Annotated in this window: 15 protein-coding genes; 8 read left to right on the top strand and 7 right to left on the bottom strand. The window is 71.3% G+C overall.

The genetic code is table 11. The features are described 5' to 3' along the window. Positions 1-29: 29 nt before the first annotated feature. Positions 30-3,173: an isoleucine--tRNA ligase gene (gene ileS, locus KMS84_RS01410; protein ID WP_256914124.1), complete on the bottom strand. Its 3,144-nt coding sequence runs from the start codon at positions 3,171-3,173 to the stop codon at positions 30-32. Positions 3,174-3,779: 606 nt separating this feature from the next. Between ileS and KMS84_RS01415 the strand changes: the two genes are divergently transcribed. The 5 genes from KMS84_RS01415 to KMS84_RS01435 all read left to right on the top strand — a co-directional run bounded on the left by KMS84_RS01415 (position 3,780) and on the right by KMS84_RS01435 (position 8,615). Beyond that, entirely contained in the window at positions 3,780-4,790 is a 1,011-nt protein-coding gene (locus tag KMS84_RS01415; RefSeq protein ID WP_256914125.1) for a TraR/DksA family transcriptional regulator, read from the top strand. 67 nt (positions 4,791-4,857) lie between these two features. Beyond that, positions 4,858-5,454: a signal peptidase II gene (lspA, locus tag KMS84_RS01420; RefSeq protein WP_256914126.1), complete on the top strand. Its 597-nt coding sequence runs from the start codon at positions 4,858-4,860 to the stop codon at positions 5,452-5,454. Between the two features lie 96 nt (positions 5,455-5,550). Further along, complete coding sequence (locus KMS84_RS01425; protein WP_108999912.1) at positions 5,551-6,495, top strand: RluA family pseudouridine synthase; 945 nt, start codon at positions 5,551-5,553, stop codon at positions 6,493-6,495. Further along, on the top strand, positions 6,492-6,962 hold the full coding sequence (locus tag KMS84_RS01430) for a GNAT family N-acetyltransferase (protein WP_256914127.1): 471 nt from the start codon (positions 6,492-6,494) through the stop codon (positions 6,960-6,962). The genes KMS84_RS01425 and KMS84_RS01430 overlap by 4 nt, the downstream gene beginning before the upstream one ends. Positions 6,963-7,028: 66 nt before the next feature. Beyond that, positions 7,029-8,615 (top strand): Na+/H+ antiporter, encoded by a 1,587-nt coding sequence (locus KMS84_RS01435; protein WP_256914128.1) that lies wholly within the window; start codon positions 7,029-7,031, stop codon positions 8,613-8,615. 159 nt (positions 8,616-8,774) lie between these two features. Here KMS84_RS01435 and KMS84_RS01440 read toward each other — a convergent pair whose 3' ends face one another. Then, positions 8,775-9,887, bottom strand: a complete 1,113-nt coding sequence (locus KMS84_RS01440; protein WP_256914129.1) for a mechanosensitive ion channel family protein — start codon at positions 9,885-9,887, stop codon at positions 8,775-8,777. A 98-nt stretch (positions 9,888-9,985) separates the two neighbouring features. On the opposite strand from KMS84_RS01440, the gene KMS84_RS01445 reads away from it, so the two are divergent. Continuing rightward, positions 9,986-10,555, top strand: a complete 570-nt coding sequence (locus KMS84_RS01445; protein ID WP_256914130.1) for a dienelactone hydrolase family protein — start codon at positions 9,986-9,988, stop codon at positions 10,553-10,555. A 61-nt stretch (positions 10,556-10,616) separates the two neighbouring features. Here KMS84_RS01445 and KMS84_RS01450 read toward each other — a convergent pair whose 3' ends face one another. The 4 genes from KMS84_RS01450 to KMS84_RS01465 form a co-directional block, all read right to left on the bottom strand. After that, the gene (locus KMS84_RS01450) at positions 10,617-12,296 is read right to left on the bottom strand and encodes an alkaline phosphatase D family protein (RefSeq protein ID WP_256914131.1); all 1,680 of its coding nucleotides are present in this window, start codon (positions 12,294-12,296) and stop codon (positions 10,617-10,619) included. A gap of 119 nt (positions 12,297-12,415) precedes the next feature. Then, entirely contained in the window at positions 12,416-13,228 is an 813-nt protein-coding gene (locus KMS84_RS01455; RefSeq protein WP_256914132.1) for a thioredoxin domain-containing protein, read from the bottom strand. 97 nt (positions 13,229-13,325) lie between these two features. Further along, positions 13,326-14,018 carry a hypothetical protein gene (locus tag KMS84_RS01460; protein ID WP_256914133.1) on the bottom strand — a complete coding sequence of 231 codons (693 nt, stop codon included), beginning with the start codon at positions 14,016-14,018 and terminating at the stop codon, positions 13,326-13,328. A gap of 67 nt (positions 14,019-14,085) precedes the next feature. After that, entirely contained in the window at positions 14,086-15,426 is a 1,341-nt protein-coding gene (locus tag KMS84_RS01465) for a DUF2252 domain-containing protein (protein ID WP_256914134.1), read from the bottom strand. 214 nt (positions 15,427-15,640) lie between these two features. Between KMS84_RS01465 and dnaE the strand changes: the two genes are divergently transcribed. Then, complete coding sequence (dnaE, locus tag KMS84_RS01470; protein ID WP_256914135.1) at positions 15,641-19,180, top strand: DNA polymerase III subunit alpha; 3,540 nt, start codon at positions 15,641-15,643, stop codon at positions 19,178-19,180. A gap of 87 nt (positions 19,181-19,267) precedes the next feature. Here dnaE and KMS84_RS01475 read toward each other — a convergent pair whose 3' ends face one another. Then, the gene (locus KMS84_RS01475; RefSeq protein ID WP_256914136.1) at positions 19,268-19,432 is read right to left on the bottom strand and encodes a hypothetical protein; all 165 of its coding nucleotides are present in this window, start codon (positions 19,430-19,432) and stop codon (positions 19,268-19,270) included. 223 nt (positions 19,433-19,655) lie between these two features. On the opposite strand from KMS84_RS01475, the gene KMS84_RS01480 reads away from it, so the two are divergent. After that, positions 19,656-20,876: an NYN domain-containing protein gene (locus tag KMS84_RS01480; RefSeq protein ID WP_256914137.1), complete on the top strand. Its 1,221-nt coding sequence runs from the start codon at positions 19,656-19,658 to the stop codon at positions 20,874-20,876. Positions 20,877-20,950 lie beyond the last annotated feature (74 nt).

Consider the following 20,950-nt stretch of genomic DNA (forward strand, 5'->3'; position numbering starts at 1 on the left):
CCGCGTCGTGCGGCCTTGCGCCTTCCGCCCTACGCCTTGCGCAGGCGGAAGGTCAGGGTCAGGGCCTCGTCCGTGAACGGGGCGCCGTAGGAGTCGTCCGCCTCGCCCAGGGCGAAGTCCGTGGCGAGGACCTCGTCGGCGATGAGTCCCGCGTGCCCGGACAGGGCGTCGACGGTCGCCGGGTCGGTCGCGCTCCAGCGCAGCGCGATGCGGTCGGCCACGTCGAGGCCGCTGTTCTTGCGGGCCTCCTGGATCAGCCGGATCGCGTCGCGGGCCAGGCCGGCGCGGCGCAGCTCCTCGGTGATCTCCAGGTCGAGGGCGACCGTGGCGCCGGAGTCGGAGGCGACCGACCAGCCCTCGCGCGGGGTCTCGGTGATGATCACCTCGTCGGGGGCCAGGGCGACCGTCTCGCCGTCGACGTCCACCGACGCGGTGCCCTCGCGCAGGGCGAGGGAGAGCGCGGCCGCGTCGGCGTTCGCGACCGCCTTGGCCACGTCCTGGACGCGCTTGCCGAACCGCTTGCCCAGGGCGCGGAAGTTGGCCTTGGCGGTCGTGTCGACCAGGGAGCCGCCCACCTCGGAGAGCGAGGCCAGCGATTCGACGTTCAGCTCCTCCGTGATCTGCGCGTGCAGTTCGGGGGAGAGGGCGTCGAACCCGGCGGCGGCGACCAGCGCGCGGCGCAGCGGCTGGCGGGTCTTCACGCCCGACTCCGCGCGCGTGGCGCGGCCCAGCTCCACCAGGCGGCGGACCAGGACCATCTGCTTCGACAGCTCCGGGTCGATCGCCGAGAGGTCCGCCTCGGGCCAGGAGGACAGGTGCACCGACTCCGGGGCGCCGGGGGTGACCGGCACGATCAGGTCCTGCCAGACCCGCTCGGTGATGAACGGGGTCAGCGGCGCCATCAGCTTGGTGACCGTCTCGACGACCTCGTGCAGGGTCCGCAGCGCCGCCTTGTCGCCCTGCCAGAAGCGGCGGCGGGAGCGGCGCACGTACCAGTTGGACAGGTCGTCCACGAAGGCGGAGAGCAGCTTGCCGGCGCGCTGGGTGTCGTAGGACTCCAGGGCCTGCGTCACCTGGTCGGTGAGGGCGTGGAGCTCGGACAGCAGCCAGCGGTCGAGCAGCGGCCGCTCGGCCGGGGCCGGGTCGGCCCCGCTGGGCGCCCAGCCGGACGTGCGCGCGTACAGGGCCTGGAAGGCGACCGTGTTCCAGTACGTGAGGAGCGTCTTGCGGACGACCTCCTGGATGGTGCCGTGGCCCACCCGGCGGGCCGCCCACGGGGAGCCGCCGGCCGCCATGAACCAGCGGACCGCGTCGGCGCCGTGCTGGTCCATGAGCGGGATCGGCTGAAGGATGTTGCCCAGGTGCTTGGACATCTTGCGGCCGTCCTCGGCGAGGATGTGGCCGAGGCAGACGACGTTCTCGTAACTGGACTTGTCGAAGACCAGCGTGCCGACCGCCATCAGCGTGTAGAACCAGCCGCGGGTCTGGTCGATGGCCTCGGAGATGAACTGGGCCGGGTAGCGGGACTCGAACAGTTCCTTGTTCTTGTACGGGTAGCCCCACTGCGCGAACGGCATGGAACCCGAGTCGTACCAGGCGTCGATGACCTCCGGCACGCGCGTGGCCGTCGCGCCGCAGCCGTCGTGCGGACAGGCGAAGGTGACGGCGTCGATGAACGGGCGGTGCGGGTCCAGCTCGGACTGGTCCGTGCCGGTGAGGGCGGTGAGCTCCGCGCGCGAGCCGACGACGGTGAGGTGGTCCTCCTCGCAGCGCCAGATCGGCAGCGGGGTGCCCCAGTAGCGGCTGCGCGACAGGGCCCAGTCGATGTTGTTGTTCAGCCAGTCGCCGAAGCGGCCGTGCTTGACGGTGTCGGGGAACCAGTTGGTCTTCTCGTTCTCCTGGAGGAGGCGGTCCTTGACGGCCGTCGTGCGGATGTACCAGGAGGGCTGCGCGTAGTACAGGAGCGCGGTGTGGCAGCGCCAGCAGTGCGGGTAGCTGTGCTCGTAGGGGATGTGCCTGAACAGCAGGCCGCGCTGCTGGAGGTCCTCGGTGAGCTGTTCGTCCGCCTTCTTGAAGAAGACGCCGCCGACCATCGGGACGGACTCCTCGAAGGTGCCGTCCGGGCGGACCGGGTTCACCACGGGCAGCCCGTAGGAGCGGCAGACCTTGAGGTCGTCCTCGCCGAAGGCGGGGGACTGGTGGACCAGTCCGGTGCCGTCCTCGGTGGTGACGTACTCGGCGTTGACGACGTAGTGCGCCTCGGCCGGGAACTCCACGAGCTCGAACGGACGTTGATAGGTCCAGCGCTCCATTTCGGCGCCGGTGAAGGTCTGGCCGGTGGTCTCCCAGCCCTCGCCGAGCGCCTTGGCGAGCAGCGGCTCGGCGACGACGAGCTTCTCCTCGCCGTCGGTGGCGACGACGTAGGTGACCTCCGGGTGCGCGGCCACGGCCGTGTTGGACACCAGGGTCCAGGGGGTCGTCGTCCACACCAGGAGTGCTGCCTGGCCGGCGAGCGGACCGGAGGTGAGCGGGAAACGGACGTACACGGACGGGTCGACGACCGTCTCGTATCCCTGCGCCAGCTCGTGGTCGGACAGGCCGGTGCCGCAGCGGGGGCACCAGGGGGCGACGCGGTGGTCCTGGACGAGCAGGCCCTTGTCGAAGATCTCCTTCAGCGACCACCAGACCGACTCGATGTACTCGGGGTCCATCGTGACGTAGGCGTCGTCGAGGTCGACCCAGTAGCCCATGCGGGTCGTCAGGTCGGAGAAGGCGTCGGTGTGGCGGAGCACGGACTCGCGGCACCGGGCGTTGAAGTCGGCGATGCCGTACGCCTCGATGTCCTTCTTGCCGCTGAAGCCGAGCTCCTTCTCGACCGCCAGCTCCACCGGCAGGCCGTGGCAGTCCCAGCCGGCCTTGCGGGCCACGTGGTAGCCGCGCATGGTGCGGAAGCGGGGGAAGACGTCCTTGAAGACGCGCGCCTCGATGTGGTGGGCGCCCGGCATGCCGTTCGCGGTGGGCGGGCCCTCGTAGAACACCCACTCGGGGCGGCCCTCGGACTGCTCCAGGCTCTTGGCGAAGATCTTCTGCTCGCGCCAGAAGTCGAGCACCGCGTGCTCGAGGGCGGGCAGGTCGACCTGGGCGGGCACCTGGCGGTACTGCGGCGTTGTCATCTGCGAGCTTCCTCCGGCGGACGTGCTGCCTTCCGTCGGAGGGACGAGAGCCTTCTTGCCTGTCTACGCCGTGTGCGGCGCGCTCCCGCGGTACCACCCTCCTTGGCCCTCCGGGGCGTCCTGCGCTCCGGTGAGCCCCCTCATTGGGGTCGCGATGCCGGTTCTACCAACCCCTGCGGGGTCTTCTTCCGGCGGCTCCGGGGTGATCTTCACGTCGCGCTCGCCCCCGGGCTTCCACCGTCCCCGGGTCGCTCTGGGCTGCGTACGCCGCTACTCGTCCCCATCCACGCTTCTCGCTGCGCCCAGTGTACGGCTCGGCGACGACAGCGGCCGACCGGTTTACGGAGGCGACGGGTGGGGCGGGCCGGCTGGTCCGGTATGCCCCGAATGGTGGCTGAATGGGGAGGTGTGCGTGTTCGCATCGCGGGACGCCGGGTTCGGCGGATTACCGGGCGGGGAGCTGGGCACAACGCAGGCAGGCTTGCCGCGTGGCGTGCGCGAGGCGGGCGAATCGGGCGGTGTGCCCCGTTGCCGCGGGCTCCAAGTCGATTTATCGTCCCAGCACGATTCGCGTGCAAGATCACAATATGTGAAGGGGCCGCGGCCATGGTGGCGAAGAAGACCGCCGTACAGCACTCGGCGTCCGACCGGGACACGGATGCTGCCTCCGGCGCGGCCGGCGAGAAGAAGGCGGGGCGGGCCGCGGGGACGGTGCGCTCGGCCGCCGCGGGAAGAGCCGCGAAGACGACGGCCGGGAAGGCGGCGGCCGGGAAGGCGGCGCCCGGCAGGAAGGCCGCGGCCAGGAAGACCCCTGCCGCCGGGAGCGTCCCGGAAGGGACCGCGACGGAGGCCGGCTCCGCGACGGAGGCCGGCTCCGCGACGGAGGCGGGGTCGGCGCAGCAGGCCACGGTGAGGAAGGCGGTCGGCGAGAAGGCCCCCGCCCGCAAGACCGTGGCCAAGAAGGCGGCCGCCGGGAGGGCGACCGCGAAGAAGGCGGTCGCCGGGAAGGCCGCCCCCAGGAAGGCGCCGGCCGGGAAGGCCGCCGGCGCCGGGAGCGTGGCCGCGACGAGCGCGGGCAGGAAGAACACGGCCAAGAAGGTGGGCGCGGCCTCGGCCGCGGAGCAGACGGGAGCCACGACTGTGGTTGCGAAGAAGACTCCGGGTACGGCCACGGCGGCGAAGACCGCCGTCCCCAAGGCACGCCTCGCCGCGGCGGAGCCGGGCGAGCTCGCGGTGCGCCCCGGCGAGGAGCCGTGGACGCCCGAGGAGGTCGAGGAGGCCCGCGGGGAGCTGCAATCCGAGAGGGAGCGGCTGCGCGCGGAGCTGTCCTCGTCCGAGGCGGCCCTGATGGGCCTGATGCGCGACTCGGGGGACGGCGCCGGCGACGACGAGGCCGACACCGGCACCAAGAACATCACGCGCGAGCACGAACTGGCGCTGGCCGCCAACGCGCGCGAGATGCTGAACCAGACCGAGCACGCCCTGGAGCGCCTGGACGCCGGCACCTACGGACTGTGCGAGAACTGCGGGAACGCCATCGGCAAGGCCCGGATGCAGGCCTTCCCGCGAGCGACCCTGTGCGTCGAGTGCAAGCAGAAGCAGGAGCGCCGGTACTGATCGCCTGACGGCCGGGGGGCGTGCCGTACCCTCGTCCTCAGTCAGGCACCTAGGTTGAGGGACTCACGTGGCAGAGGCGGAGCGCGTCATCGGTACGCCGGACACCCCAGAGACGGGATCCGAGCCGGAGCAGTCGACCGGCCCGGGCGAGCAGGAGAGCGCGGGGGAGCGGCCCAGGGGCCAGCGCCGTATCGCCGTGCTCTTCGCCGTGGCCGCCTTCGCGTACGCCCTCGACCTGGTGAGCAAGATGCTCGTGGTCGCCAAACTGGAGCATCACGCGCCGATCGAGATCGTCGGGGACTGGCTCCGGCTCGAGGCCATCCGCAACGCCGGCGCGGCCTTCGGCTTCGGCGAGGCCTTCACCGTGATCTTCACGGTGATCGCCGCGGCCGTGATCGTGGTGATCGCCCGGCTCGCCCGCAAGCTCTACAGCCTGCCCTGGGCGATCGCCCTGGGCCTGCTGCTGGGCGGTGCGCTGGGCAACCTCACCGACCGGATCTTCCGCGCGCCGGGGGTCTTCGAGGGCGCCGTCGTGGACTTCATCGCGCCGAAGCACTTCGCGGTGTTCAACCTCGCCGACTCGGCGATCGTGTGCGGCGGCATCCTGATCGTGCTGCTGTCCTTCCGCGGGCTGGACCCGGACGGCACCGTCCACAAGGACTGAACCGCACCCGTCGGGCCGGGGGCCGGACCCCGCGGCCCGGGGCGGTTGTCCACAGGGCCGTACGGCGGTGTCCCGCCCGTCCTGCATACTCGACGGGTGAGCACGATTCCCGAGATCCGTACCCTGCCCGTGCCGGACGGCCTGGAGGGCGAGCGCGTCGACGCCGCCATCTCCCGCATGTTCGGCTTCTCCCGTACGAAGGCCGCCGAGCTGGCCGCGGCGGGGAAGGTCACGGTCGACGGCTCGGTGGTCGGCAAGTCCGAGCGGGTCAGCGGCGGCGCCTGGCTGGAGGTCGAGATGCCCCAGGCCCCGGCGCCCGTGCAGATCGTCGCCGAACCGGTCGAGGGCATGGAGATCGTGCATGACGACGACGACGTGGTCGTCATCGTCAAGCCGGTCGGCGTGGCCGCGCACCCCTCGCCCGGCTGGAGCGGGCCGACGGTGATCGGCGGGCTGGCCGCCGCCGGCTACCGGATCTCCACCTCCGGCGCGGCCGAGCGCCAGGGCATCGTGCACCGGCTCGACGTCGGCACGTCCGGTCTGATGGTCGTCGCCAAGTCGGAGCGGGCGTACACGTCGCTCAAGCGCCAGTTCAAGGAGCGCACGGTCGACAAGCGCTACCACACCCTCGTCCAGGGGCACCCGGACCCGACCAGCGGCACCATCGACGCCCCCATCGGCCGCCACCCCCAGCACGACTACAAGTGGGCGGTCACGGCCGAGGGCAAGCCGTCCGTCACGCACTACGACCTGATCGAGGCCTTCCGCGCGGCCTCCCTGCTGGACGTGAAGCTGGAGACGGGCCGCACCCACCAGATCCGCGTGCACATGGCCGCCCACCGCCACCCCTGCGTGGGCGACCTCACGTACGGCGCGGACCCCACCCTCGCCAAGCGCCTGGGGCTGACCCGGCAGTGGCTGCACGCCGTGCGCCTGGGCTTCGAGCACCCCGGCGACGGGCAGTGGGCGGAGTTCGCCAGCGACTACCCCGAGGACCTGGCCAAGGCCCTCGACCAGGTCCGCGAGGAGACCTACGGATGAGCGCGGCGCGCGCGTACGAGGTGCGCGTGGCCGCGGACCTCGCCGACCGCGAGGCCTGCTTCGCCGTCCGCAAGGACGTCTTCGTCGGCGAGCAGGGCGTGCCCGAGGACCTGGAGTACGACGAGCACGACGCCGACGCCGTGCACGTGCTGGCCGTCGCCGAGGACGGCCGGCCGATCGGCGCGGGACGGCTGCTGCACGGCGAGGCGGCCGCGGCCAGGACCGGCGATCCGTCGGTGGGCTCGCTGGGCCGGCTCGCCGTGACCCGCGAGGCACGCGGGCTGGGCGTCGGCGCCGCCCTGGTGCGGGGCATCGAGGACGCGGCACGCGCGCGGGGGCTCTCGGCGGTGGACCTGCACGCACAGACGCAGGCGCTGGGATTCTACGAACGACTGGGGTATACGGCCTACGGGCCGGAAGACCTGGAGGCGGGCATTCCGCACCGGTTTATGCGGCGTTCGCTGTAAGGGGCGCGGGGCGTGCGACGCTGGGGATCCGGATGTTCTTGATCGTCTAGACCCGGAGCGCTGACCGTGGACCAGTTGGCCCTGTTGTTCGTCCTGCTGCTCGGGGCCGTGGTGAGCGTCCCCGTCGGCGACCGGTTCGGATTGCCCGCGCCGGTGCTGATGACCCTGCTGGGGATAGTCCTCGCGGTGCTCGACTTCGTGCCCAACGTCGAGGTCCCGCCCGACCTCATCCTGCCCCTCCTGCTGCCGCCGCTGCTGTACGCGGCGGTGCGGCGGACCTCCTGGCGCCAGTTCGCGGCGAACGTGCGGCCCATCTTCCTGCTCGCCGTGGCGCTGGTCTTCGTCACGACGGTCTGCGTGGCGGCCGTGGCCCACGCCATCGTGCCGGGGCTGCCGGTGGCCGCCGCCGTCGCGCTGGGGGCGCTGGTCGCGCCGCCCGACCCCGTGGCCGCCACCGCCGTCGCCGGACAGCTCGGCCTGCCCCGCCGGCTGGTGTCCATCCTGGAGGGCGAGGGGCTGTTCAACGACGTCACCGCCATCGTGCTCTACCACGTGGCGATCGCGGCGGCCGTGAGCGGGAGCTTCTCGCCCTGGCGGGCCGGGCTCGACCTGGTGCTGTCCGCCGTGGTGGCGGTGGCCGTGGGCGTCGCGCTCGGGTGGGGCGCCAACCGGCTGCTGGACGTCCTCGGCGACACCACGCTCCAGATCGGCCTGACGCTGCTGGTGCCGTACGCCTCGTACGTGCTGGCGGAGGAGTTCCACGGCTCCGGGGTGCTGGCCGTGCTGACCACCGCGCTGTTCCTCTCCGAGTACGCCACCGACCCCGACGACGTGCTGACCCGGCTGGCCGGCCACACCTTCTGGGACATCGTCGACACCCTCGTCACGGGCGTCGCGTTCGGGCTGATCGGCCTGGAACTGCACAACGCGATCCGCACGGCCGCCGGGCGGTGGCAGGAGATGCTCGGGTGGGCCGGGGTGATCGTGGCGGTGGTCGTCGTCGTACGGCTGCTGTGGCTGATGCCGGCGACCTGGCTGACGCAACGGCTGCACGCCCGCAAGGACCACCTGGAGGACATCCCGACGAACTGGCGGGAGACCGTCGTCATGTGGTGGGCGGGGATGCGCGGGGTGGCCTCGGTGGCGCTGGCGCTGGCCGTGCCGCTGAAGACCGAGGACGGGGGCCCCTTCCCGGACCGCGACGAGATCGTCTTCATCGCCTTCGGCGTGATCATGGCGACGCTGGTGCTCCAGGGGCTCACCCTGCCGTGGCTGGTGAAGCGGCTCGGCGTGCAGTCGGACACCGACCGGGAGAAGGCGTTCGAGAAGGAGCTTGCGGTGCGGGCCGCGAAGGCGGCGAAGAAGCGGCTGCGCGAGATCGAGTCCGAGGAGGCCCTCTCCGAGGAGCTGTCCGAGCAGATGCTGCGGCGGGCCTTCGACATCGGGCTGCGCATCAGCCCGGACGTCGCGGAGGACGAGCGGCGCGAGGGGCACGACCAGCGGGTGCGCCGCCTCAAGCGGGTGCGGCGGATCCAGAACGAGATGCTGAGCGCGGCCCGTCACGAGGTGGTGGCGGCCCGCAGTGAACTGGGCGCCGACCCCGAGATCGTCGACCGGGTGCTGCGGCACCTGGACGTCCGCAGCCTGCGCTGAGACGGCCGCCCGGGCGGTGGACGGCGGGCCGGTGGCCGTCCCGGCGGTGGGGGGACCCGTAGGCGGGCCGCCGAGCGGCCGGGCGGGCCGGGGGGTCTCCCTTTCCGACGGTCGCGTGAACCGTCGCGTCCCCGGCCCGCCGAGCGGGGCGGCCGGCGCTCAGCGTCCCGTGCGGGGCGACTCGGTGGCGCGGTGCGCCGAGCCGTCGGGGGAGGAGCTCTGGGCCGGCAGCCGGCCCGGTGCCAGGGCCGCGTTGGCGGTGTTCACGCGCGGCAGCGCGTACGGGTGCTCCTCCCACAGCCAGCGGATCATCTCCTCGCGGACCCTGACCCGCACCGTCCAGATGTCGTCGGAGTCCTTGGCCGTGACCAGCGCCCGCACCTGCATGGTGTTGGGCGTGGTGTCCGTGACGTCCAGACCGCAGGCGCGGCCGTCCCAGGCCGGGCACTCGCGCAGGATGTCGCGCAGCTTCTCGCGCATCGCCTCCACGGGCGCCGCGTGGTCGACGTGCCAGTAGACGATGCCGGTCATCTGCGGCGTGCCGCGCGACCAGTTCTCGAACGGCTTGGAGGTGAAGTACGACACGGGCATCGTGATGCGGCGCTCGTCCCAGGTGCGCACGGTCAGGAAGGTCAGGGTGATCTCCTCGACCGTGCCCCACTCGCCGTCCACCACCACCGTGTCGCCGATGCGCACCATGTCGCCGAACGCGATCTGGAGACCGGCGAACAGGTTGCTCAGGGTGGACTGGGCGGCCACACCGGCGACGATGCCGAGGATCCCGGCGGAGGCCAGCAGGGAGGCGCCCGCCGCGCGCATCGCGGGGAACGTCAGCAGCATCGCGGCGGCCGCGACCACGCCGACGACGGCCGAGACCACCCGCATGATCAGCGACACCTGGGTGCGCACCCTGCGGACCCGGGCGGCGTCGCGGTGCATCCGCGCGTAGTGCGAGTACGACGTCTCGACGACGGCTCCGGCGATCCGGATCACCAGCCAGGCGGCCGAGCCGATCAGCACCAGGGTGAGGGTGCGGCCGATGCCGACCTTGTGGTCCTGGAGCATCTGCGCCTGGTCGTAGGAGCCTCTCAGCATCGCCGCGCACAGCACCAGCTGATACGGGATGCGACCACGGCGCAGCAGGCCCCACAGAGAGGTCTCGGGGTGCCGTCGGTCGGCCTTGTACAGCAGACGGTCGGTGGCCCAGCCGATGAGGAAGGTCAGCACCACCGATCCGCCCACCACGATCACGGGGCGGAGCAGGTTCTCCATGCCTTCGAACGTAACCAGGTCTACGCGACCTTGAACCTGCCACTTCTGTGAGGAGGCGCACGCACGGCGCTGTCGGCGCAGGCTGGCACCATGGGCGCATGAACATCATGCTCTTCCATTCGACCTACGGTCTGCGGCCCGCGGTGTCCGCCGCGGCGGACCGGCTGCGCGCCGCCGGACACGAGGTCAGCACCCCGGACCTCTTCGACGGGCGCACGTTCGACACGGTCGAGGAGGGCATGGCGTACAAGGAGGAGATCGGCAAGGACGACCTGCTCAGGCGGGCGGTCCTGGCCGCGGCCCCCTACTCCGGGCGCGGGCTGGTCTACGCCGGGTTCTCGCTCGGCGCCTCCGTGGCGCAGACCCTCGCGCTCGGGGACGCCGAGGCGCGCGGCCTGCTGCTCCTGCACGGCACCTCGGACCTCGCGCCCAACGCGTCGGTGGACGGCCTGCCGGTGCAGCTGCACGTGGCCGAACCGGACCCGTTCGAGACGGACGACTGGCTCAGCGCCTGGTACCTGCACATGGGCAGGGCCGGCGCCGACGTGGAGGTCTACCGCTACGCGGGCGCCGGGCACCTGTACACCGACCCCGGCCTCCCCGACTACGACGAGGAGGCCGCCGAGGCCACCTGGCGGGTGGCGCTCGGCTTCCTCGACTCTCTGTGACCGGGAGCCGGGCGGCCGGAGCCGCCCGGCGGGCCCGGCCGGCGCCCGCACCGCCCGGCGCCTACACCGGGTCGTACGTGCGCTCCACCTTCTGCGTGCCGCTGCGCGTGCGGTAGGAGCGCCACCACGACGAGGTCGCGGCGGGGTTCGTCCGGTCGGAGACGACGTAGTAGTCCATCTGCGCGCGGTCGGCGGTGATGTCCAGGACGCCGTAGCCGTGCCGGTCGGTGTCCACGAAGTGCACGTGCCGGTTGGCGGCCCGGATGACCGGCGAGGCGACCGCGGTCAGGGTGCCCTCGGGGACCTTCACGATGTCGTCGAGGTTGTCGGAGGTCACCGAGGTGACGACGAACTCCGTGGCGGCCGAGGCGGACAGGGGGTAGGTCCCCGCGTCCACCGGCACGTCGTTGGCCCACGCCATGTGGATGTCGCCGGTCAGGAAGACCGTGTTGCGGATGGCGTTCGCGCGCAGGTGGGCGAGGAGTTCACGGCGGTCGTCGGTGTAGCCGTCCCACTGGTCGGTGTTGAGGCCGAGGCCGTCCGCGGGCAGGCCGAGCAGCTTGGCCAGCGGCTTGAACAGGTCCGCGGAGAGCGAGCCGATCACGAACGGCGAGATCATCACCGAGTTGCCGACCAGCCGCCAGGCGGTGTCGGAGGCCTTCAGCCCCGCCTTGAGCCAGTCCAGTTGGGCGCGGCCGGTGATCGTGCGGTCGGGGTCGTCCACGGCGCCCTTGCCCACGCCGACCTGCTGGGAGCGGAAGGACCGCAGGTCCAGCAGCGACAGGTCGGCGAGCTTGCCGAAGCGCAGCCGCCGGTAGGTGGTGCCGGCGATCGCCGGGCGGACCGGCATCCACTCGAAGTAGGCCTGCTTGGCGGCCGCCTGACGGGCCGACCAGGCGCCTTCGGCGCCCTCGGTGTGGTTCTCCGCGCCGCCCGACCAGGTGTCGTTGGCGAACTCGTGGTCGTCCCAGATCGCGATGACCGGCGCCTTGGTGTGCAGCGCCTGGAGGTCCGGGTCGGTCTTGTACTTGCCGTGCCGGGTGCGGTAGTCGGCGAGCGTGAGGATCTCGTGGGCGGGCGCGGTCTGCCGTACGACGGTGCCGCGCGTGCCGTACTGGCCGGTGCCGTACTCGTAGATGTAGTCGCCGAGGTGCAGCCAGGCGTCGAGGTCGCCGCGCGCCGCGAGGTGGCGGTACGAGGAGAAGTAGCCGGCCTCCCAGTTGGCGCAGGAGACCACGCCGAAGCGCAGCCCGGTCACCGCCGCGTCCGCCGCCGGCGCGGTGCGGGTGCGCGCCACGGGGGAGTCGACGCCGCCGGCCGAGAAGCGGAACCAGTAGTCGGTGGCGGGCGCGAGGCCGCGGATGTCGGCCTTGACGGTGTGGTCGGACGCGGCGGTCGCGGTGGTCGTCCCCCGGGAGACGACGTCCGTCAGCGCCTTGTCCCGGGCGACGACCCAGCTCACCTCGGTGTCGGGGCCGAGTCCGGAACCCGGTGTGGCCTCGGCGGTGGGCGTCACCCGGGTCCACAGCAGGACGCCGTCGGGCAGCGGGTCCCCGGAGGCGAGGCCGTGCAGGAAGACGGGGGCCTCGGCGGCGCGGGCGGGCAGCGCGGCGACGAGCGGGCCGGCCAGCACGGCGGTGGCGGCGGCCGCCTTGACCACCGTGCGGCGGCGCGGCAGAAGCGTGTCGGGGCGCTGCGACGGGATGGCGGCGCTCTCGGATGTTCCGTGTCTACTGGTCACGGCCGATCAGATTACTGACCGGTATGACAAAAGAGCGGGCGAACTCCCAAAAGTTCGCCCGCTCTTCGGCGGAGCGTCGGATCGGCCTTTGCTCAGGAGCCGGTCGGCCGGTCGGCCGGTCAGCCCTTGAGGGCCGCGTTCAGCGCCGTGTTGAAGTCGGCGACCGTCATCGGGGCGTTCTTGCCGCCGCCGTCGGTCAGCGCCTTGCCGTCCATCTTCAGGGTCGGGGTGCCCGAGACGCCGCTGCTGTCGAAGGTCTTGGACATCTCCAGGGCCCAGCGGTCGTAGGTGCCGTTCTTGACGGCCTTCTGGAAGGCCGCGTTGCCCTTCAGTGCCGGGACGGTGTCGGCCACCTTGATCAGGTAGGAGTCGTCCTTGAACTTGTCCTCGGTCTCCTTCGGGTGGTACTTCGCCGAGTACAGCGCGGTCTTGTACTCGAGGAAGGCCTCGGGGCCGACGTTCAGCGAGGCGCCGAGGGCGCTCAGCGCGTTCTTGGAGCCCTCGCCGGTCAGGCTCCGGTCGAGGAAGGTCGCGCCGACGAACTGGATCTTGAACTTGCCGGCGTCGAAGTCGCTCTTCACCGTCGGGCCGACGGTCTGCTCGAACTGGGCGCAGATGGGGCAGCGCGGGTCCTCGTACATCACGAGGGTCTTCTTGGCGCTCGCCTTGCCCATGACGACGGTCGTGCCGTCCTTGCCGCTGGTGTTGGCCGGCGCGACCAGCTTGGCCTTCGCCGCGTCCTCCCAGTAGCTCGGCTTGTTGGCCTGGACGACGGCGTAGCCTATGCCGCCGGCCACGGCCAGCACGGCGACGGCCGAGCAGGCGACGATGATCTGCCGCCTGGTCTTGGCCCGCTTGGCCTCGCGCTCGCGCTCGATGCGCAGCCGCTCCCGGGCCGCCGTCTTCGACGCCGCGCTGTTCCGCTTGCTCATGGTTTCTCCAAAGGGACGCGCACCCGTGGGTACGCGGAAGTCTTGTGGGGACGTGCGGGGACTCGGGCCGAGCCGTGCTCGGCGGCCGCCGGTCCGGTCAGACCGCGGCGGCCGGGCACGGCGGGCCGCGCCGTCCCAGGGAGTGCACGAGGATCCGCTCGCGGGCGGTCGCCGTACGCGGCGCGGTGCGCGGCAGGCGGCGGGCCGCCGGGGCGCGGCGTACGGTCACGGCCGCGACGGCCAGCAGCAGCGGCCGGAAGGTGTTCGCGGTGGCCGCCCGCAGCAGCTGGGCCAGCGCCCGCTCGCCCCGGCGCAGCCAGGCGGCGGCGAGCAGGCCGACGCCGACGTGTGCCGCGAGCAGCAGCCAGGCGGTGGCCGGGTCGGCGTGGGCGAGCAGACCGCCGAGCCGGTCGGGGTCGGCGCCGGTGACCTGCGCCAGCGGGGTGCCGAAGGGCGTGCCGTCGCCGCACAGCACGTCCCAGCCGACCGAGGCCAGCGGGCCGGCCACGGGACCGCCCGCCCGGCCGTAGCAGACGTGCTGCCCGGTGGTGAAGACGGTGTCGGCGGCCAGCTCCAGCGGGATCAGCAGGGCGGCGATGCGCCCGAAGCCGCGCTCGCGGCCGGCGAGGGCGTACGCCAGCGCGAACACGGCGGCCGCGACGGCGGCCACCGTGTTGAGCGGCAGCGGGACCCGCGACAGCAGCACGTGCGACGCGCTGCTGAGCGTCACGACGAAGGCCGTGAACAGCGCCGCGCGTACGGCTCTGAGGCGGATCCCGGATATGTCCATAGCGCAGGAGAGTGTGTCACGTACTGCTGTAGGAGGCCGCTAAAGGGTCCCTGTGAGCAGCGGACCGTTAGAGACCTGGAATGCGGCCGTTGCGGAAGAGGTCGACGAAGATCTGGTGGTCGGCACGCGCGCGGGCGCCGTAGGCGTGCGCGAAGTCGACCAGCAGCGGCGCGAAGCCGTCCTCGTCGGCCGCGATGGCCGCGTCGATGGCCCGCTCCGTGGAGAACGGCACCAGCGACTCGCCGGACTGGTCGTCCGCGGCCGCGTGCATGGTGGCCGTGGCCCGGCCCAGGTCGGCGACGACGCCGGCGATCTCCTCCGGGTCGTCGATGTCGCCCCAGTCCAGGTCGACCGCGTACGGCGAGACCTCGGCGACCAGCTGGCCCGCGCCGTCCAGCTCGGTCCAGCCCAGCCACGGGTCGGCGTGCGCCTGGAGGGCGCGCTGGGAGATCACCGTGCGGTGGCCCTCGTGCTGGAAGTAGCCGCGGATCGCCGGATCGGTGATGTGCCGGGAGACGGCCGGGGTCTGGGCCTGCTTGATGTAGATCACGACGTCGTTCTCGAGGGCGTCGCTGTTGCCCTCCAGGAGGATGTTGTACGACGGCAGGCCCGCGGAGCCGATGCCGATGCCGCGGCGGCCGACGACGTCCTTGACGCGGTAGGAGTCCGGGCGGGTCAGCGACGACTCCGGCAGCGTCTCCAGATAGCCGTCGAAGGCGGCCAGGACCTTGTAGCGGGTCGCCGCGTCCAGCTCGACGGAGCCGCCGCCCGGCGCGAAACGGCGCTCGAAGTCGCGGATCTCCGTCATCGAGTCCAGCAGCCCGAAGCGGGTCAGCGAGCGGGCGTCGCGCAGCGCGTCCAGCAGCGGGCCCTGCGCGGTGTCCAGGGTGAAGGGCGGCACCTCGTCGCTCTTGGCGCCGGTGGCCAGCGCGTGCACGCGCTCGCGGTAGGCGCCCGCGTAGACCTCCACCAGCTCGGAGATCTGGTCGTCGGAGAGCGCCTTCGCGTACCCGATCAGGGCGAGGGAAGCGGACAGCCGCTTGAGGTCCCAGGTGAAGGGGCCGACGTAGGCCTCGTCGAAGTCGTTGACGTTGAAGATCAGCCGGCCCGTGGCGTCCATGTACGTGCCGAAGTTCTCCGCGTGCAGGTCGCCGTGGATCCACACGCGCGAGGTGCGCTCGTCCAGGTACGGACCGCCCCGCCTGGGGCCGAAGCCGTCGTCGGCGGTCAGGTCGTGGTAGAAGAGGCCCGCCGTGCCCCGGTAGAACGCGAACGCCGAGGCCGCCATCTTCCGGAACTTCACGCGGAACGCGGCCGGGTCGGCGGCCAGGAGCTCGCCGAACGCGGTGTCGAAGACGGCGAGGATCTGCTCGCCGCGGTGCTCGTCGTCGAGCTGCGGAACCGACATCGCTGGGTGCCTCCTGGTGCATGACGTGTACGACAGCGTTTCTGTCGTCTCCAACGGGCGGAGCCGTGCGAAAGTGCCCGTGCCCCTCGCTGTGAAGGTACGCGGGGCAGGCCCAGGAGTGTCAGTGGCGAGGCATAGACTTCGACGCTGTCCCCCGGACCGTCCGCGACCCGTGGGGCGCCCGTCGACCCGTGTTTCCCTGGAGGCCGCAGCCGTGTCAAAGCCGCCGTTCACGCACCTGCACGTCCACACCCAGTACTCGCTGCTGGACGGTGCCGCGCGGCTGAAGGACATGTTCGACGCGTGCAACGAGATGGGCATGACGCACATCGCGATGTCCGACCACGGCAATCTGCACGGGGCCTACGACTTCTTCCACACCGCGAAGAAGGCCGGGGTCACCCCGATCATCGGGATCGAGGCGTACGTCGCCCCCGAGTCGCGCCGTAACAAGCGCAAGATCCAGTGGGGCCAGCCGCACCAGAAGCGCGACGACGTCTCCGGTTCCGGCGGTTACACCCACAAGACGATCTGGGCGGCGAACGCGACGGGCCTGCACAACCTCTTCAAGCTCTCCTCGGACGCGTACGCCGAGGGCTGGCTCCAGAAGTGGCCCCGGATGGACAAGGAGACCATCTCCCAGTGGTCGGAGGGGCTCATCGCCTCCACCGGCTGCCCCTCGGGCGAGCTCCAGACCCGGCTGCGCCTCGGCCAGTTCGACGAGGCCCTGAAGTCGGCCGCCGAGTACCAGGACATCTTCGGCAAGGACCGCTACTTCCTGGAGCTGATGGACCACGGCATCGACATCGAGCACCGGGTCCGCGACGGCCTGCTGGAGATCGGCAAGAAGCTCGGCATCCCGCCGCTGGTCACCAACGACTCGCACTACACGTACGCGCACGAGGCGACGGCGCACGACGCGCTGCTGTGCATCCAGACCGGCAAGAACCTCTCCGACCCGGACCGCTTCCGCTTCGACGGGACCGGCTACTACCTGAAGTCCACGGACGAGATGTACGCCATCGACTCCTCGGACGCCTGGCAGGAGGGCTGCGCCAACACGCTCCTGGTCGCCGAGCAGATCGACACGACCGGCATGTTCGAGGCCAAGAACCTCATGCCGAAGTTCGACATCCCCGAGGGCTACACCGAGGTCAGCTGGTTCAAGGAGGAGGTCCGCCGGGGCATGGACCGCCGCTTCCCCGGCGGCGTCCCCGAGGACCGGCAGAAGCAGGTCGAGTACGAGATGGACGTCATCATCCAGATGGGGTTCCCGGGGTACTTCCTCGTCGTCGCCGACTTCATCATGTGGGCCAAGAACAACGGCATCGCGGTCGGCCCCGGCCGAGGCTCCGCGGCCGGCTCGATCGTCGCCTACGCGATGGGCATCACCGACCTCGACCCCATCCCGCACGGTCTGATCTTCGAGCGGTTCCTCAACCCCGAGCGCGTCTCCATGCCCGACGTCGACATCGACTTCGACGAGCGCCGGCGCGTCGAGGTGATCCGCTACGTGACCGAGAAGTACGGCGCCGACAAGGTCGCCATGATCGGCACCTACGGCAAGATCAAGGCGAAGAACGCCATCAAGGACTCCGCGCGCGTGCTGGGCTACCCGTACGCGATGGGCGACCGCCTCACCAAGGCCATGCCCGCCGACGTCCTGGGCAAGGGCATCGACCTCAACGGCATCACCGACCCCTCGCACCCGCGCTACAGCGAGGCCGGCGAGATCCGCGCGATGTACGAGAACGAGCCGGACGTCAAGAAGGTCATCGACACCGCCAAGGGCGTGGAGGGCCTCGTCCGGCAGATGGGCGTGCACGCGGCCGGCGTGATCATGTCCAGCGAGCCCATCGTCGACCACGCCCCCATCTGGGTGCGGCACACGGACGGCGTGACCATCACGCAGTGGGACTACCCGCAGTGCGAGTCGCTCGGCCTGCTGAAGATGGACTTCCTCGGCCTGCGCAACCTGACGATCATGGACGACGCCGTCAAGATGGTGAAGTCCAACAAGGGCATCGACCTCGACCTGCTGGCGCTGCCGCTCGACGATCCCAAGACCTTCGAACTGCTCCAGCGCGGTGACACCCTCGGCGTCTTCCAGTTCGACGGCGGCCCCATGCGCTCGCTGCTGCGTCTGATGAAGCCCGACAACTTCGAGGACATCTCCGCCGTCTCCGCGCTCTACCGTCCCGGCCCGATGGGCATGGACTCGCACACCAACTACGCGCTGCGCAAGAACAAGCTCCAGGAGATCACCCCGATCCACAAGGAGCTGGAGGAGCCCCTCCAGGAGGTCCTGGCCGTCACCTACGGCCTGATCGTCTACCAGGAGCAGGTGCAGAAGGCCGCCCAGATCATCGCCGGGTACTCCCTCGGCGAGGCCGACATCCTCCGTCGCGTGATGGGCAAGAAGAAGCCCGACGAGCTGGCGAAGAACTTCGTCCTCTTCCAGAAGGGCGCCCGGGACAAGGGCTACAGCGACGAGGCGATCCAGGCCCTGTGGGACGTGCTGGTCCCCTTCGCCGGCTACGCCTTCAACAAGGCGCACTCCGCCGCGTACGGCCTGGTCTCGTACTGGACCGCCTACCTGAAGGCCAACCACCCGGCCGAGTACATGGCCGGACTGCTCACCTCGGTCAAGGACGACAAGGACAAGTCGGCCGTCTACCTCAACGAGTGCCGGCGCATGGGCATCAAGGTGCTCCCGCCGAACGTCAACGAGTCGGTGCACAACTTCGCCGCGCAGGGCGACGACGTGATCCTCTTCGGCCTCGAGGCCGTGCGCAACGTCGGCACGAACGTGGTGGAGTCGATCATCCGGAGCCGCAAGGCCAAGGGCAAGTACGCCTCCTTTCCCGACTACCTCGACAAGGTCGAGGCGGTCGCCTGCAACAAGCGCACCACCGAGTCGCTGATCAAGGCGGGCGCCTTCGACACCCTCGGGCACACCCGCAAGGGCCTCACCGCGCAGTTCGAGCCGATGATCGACAACGTGGTCGCGGTCAAGCGCAAGGAGGCCGAGGGGCAGTTCGACCTGTTCGGCGGGATGGGCGAGGAGGACACCAGCGAGCCCGGCTTCGGCCTGGACGTCGAGTTCACGACCGACGAGTGGGAGAAGACGTACCTGCTCGCCCAGGAGCGGGAGATGCTCGGTCTGTACGTCTCCGACCACCCGCTCTTCGGCCTGGAGCACGTGCTGTCCGACAAGGCCGACGCGGGCATCGCCCAGCTCACCGGCGGCGAGCACGCGGACGGCGCGGTGGTCACCATCGGCGGCATCATCTCCGGCCTCCAGCGCAAGATGACCAAGCAGGGCAACGCCTGGGCGATCGCCACCGTGGAGGACCTCGCGGGCTCCATCGAGTGCATGTTCTTCCCCGCGACCTACCAGCTCGTGTCGACCCAACTCGTCGAGGACGCCGTCGTCTTCGTCAAGGGCCGCCTCGACAAGCGCGAGGACGTGCCGCGGCTCGTCGCGATGGAGTTGCAGGTCCCCGACCTGTCCAACGCGGGCACCAACGCGCCCGTGATCCTCACCATCCCCGCCACCCGGGTCACCCCGCCGATGATCAACCGCCTCGGCGAGATCCTCACCCACCACCGGGGCGACAGCGAGGTCCGCATCCGGCTCCAGGGCCCGACGAAGACGACCGTGCTGCGGCTGGACCGCCACCGGGTCAAGCCCGACCCCGCCCTGTTCGGCGATCTGAAGGTGCTGCTCGGCCCGTCCTGTCTGGCCGGCTGATCGAGGGACCGCGAACACGAGGGGGGCATCCGGCATCGGATGCGCCCCTCGTGCGTGTCCGGGCTGCAACAGCCCGTCGCGCCGACGTCAGTTGTGGCCGAAGCGCTTCTGCCGGCCCTTGCGGGCCATGTCGGCGGGTGTCACCTGGGCGATGTGCTGCTCGGCCTGCGCCTCCATCGTGGACGGCCGTCCCGTCTGCTGACCACGCTCGGACTGCGGCTGCTTACGTTCCTGCTTCTTGTTCTTGGCCATGGTGCTCTGCCTCCTGGGGGGATCTAGGGGCCAGGGCCGGGACCAGATTCACATAGGCTGACTTACGACGCATTTCGGATAATTACCCTGTGTAACAGGGGGTGTCGGCACGCATGGGCGCGAAACGCCACGCCGAAGATCGAGTTCCGGCCGTTAACCTCCGCACCGTCGGGCAGACTCGAAGGAAGCCCGAAGCAAACCTCCCGGAAAGAGGGTGAGTCGTGTGGACCGCTGCATCGTCCTGGTGGACGCCGGGTATCTGCTGGGGGCGGCCGCGAGTCTCCTCGCCGGAGAGCCCTCGCGATCCCGCATCACCGTCGACCACGCCGCCCTTGTGCAGGGCCTTCGCGAACAGGCCGAGTCCGAGACCGAGCGCCCGCTGCTGCGCATCTACTGGTTCGACGGCGCGCCCGACCGCGTTCCGCAGCCGGAGCACCGCAGGCTGCGGGTGATGCCCCGGGTGACCGTCCGGCTGGGCGCCCTCACCCGCAGCGACGGACGGTGGGCCCAGAAGGGCGTCGACGCCGCCATGCACGCCGAACTGACCGAGCTGGCCCGCAACCGCGCCTGCTCCGACGTCGTCCTCGTCACCGGCGACGGCGATCTGCTGCCCGGGATGATGGCCGCCAAGGAGCACGGCGTCGCCGTCCACCTGTGGGCCGTGCAGGCCGCCGACGGCGACTACAACCAGTCCGAGGACCTGGTCGCCGAGGCCGACGAACGGCGCGTCCTGGACCGCACCTGGATCACCAAGGCCGTCCGCGCCAGGGAACTCGGCGGGATCTGCGCGCCGCCGCCGGCCCCCCGCCCCGAGATCGCCGCCATCCTCTCCGCCCCGCTGCCCGACTCCGGCCTCGCGCCCACCGCCGAGCGCACCCCCGAGGAGACCGAGCACCCCTCCGGGGGCGGCGGCTCCGACAACGGCGTCCAGGAGCGCGTCCCCGCCCCCAAGGGCGTGCCCACCCCCAAGGACCTGGCCGCCCTGCGCGCACCCGGCGCCCCCGCCGCGCCGCACCCCGCCACCGCCACCCTGCGCTGGTCCTCCGACAGGGGCTGGGTCGACCGTCCCGGAACGGCCCCCGAGCCCTCCGAGGTCGCCTCGATGCCGACGCTCGCGCAGGTCACCACGGCCGAGCAGCGGTGGGCCGACCGCGAGGAGGACATCACCACCGTCGGCGGCGACCCCTACGAGGTGGGCCAGGTCTTCGCCCGCCGCTGGATGGGCCGCCTCGGCGACCAGGGCCATCTGCAGAAGCTCTCGGGGATGTACCCGCGCATCCCGCACCGCATCGACGGCGAGCTGCTGCGCTACGCCGCCCGTTTCGGCCTGCTCGCCCACAAGGACGACCAGATCGACGAACACGACCGCTACGCCATCCGGGCGGGTTTCTGGCGCGAGATCGACGTCCGCACGGCTGCCGAGCACGCTCCGGCCGGGGACTGACCCGGGCGTCCCCCGCGCCCCCGACGGCGGGCGGACGTCCCCGACCCCGTACCCTCGTGCCTTGTGAGTACGCG

Origin of the sequence: Streptomyces hilarionis, assembly GCF_024539675.1 — a bacterium.
GTDB lineage: Bacteria > Actinomycetota > Actinomycetes > Streptomycetales > Streptomycetaceae > Streptomyces > Streptomyces hilarionis.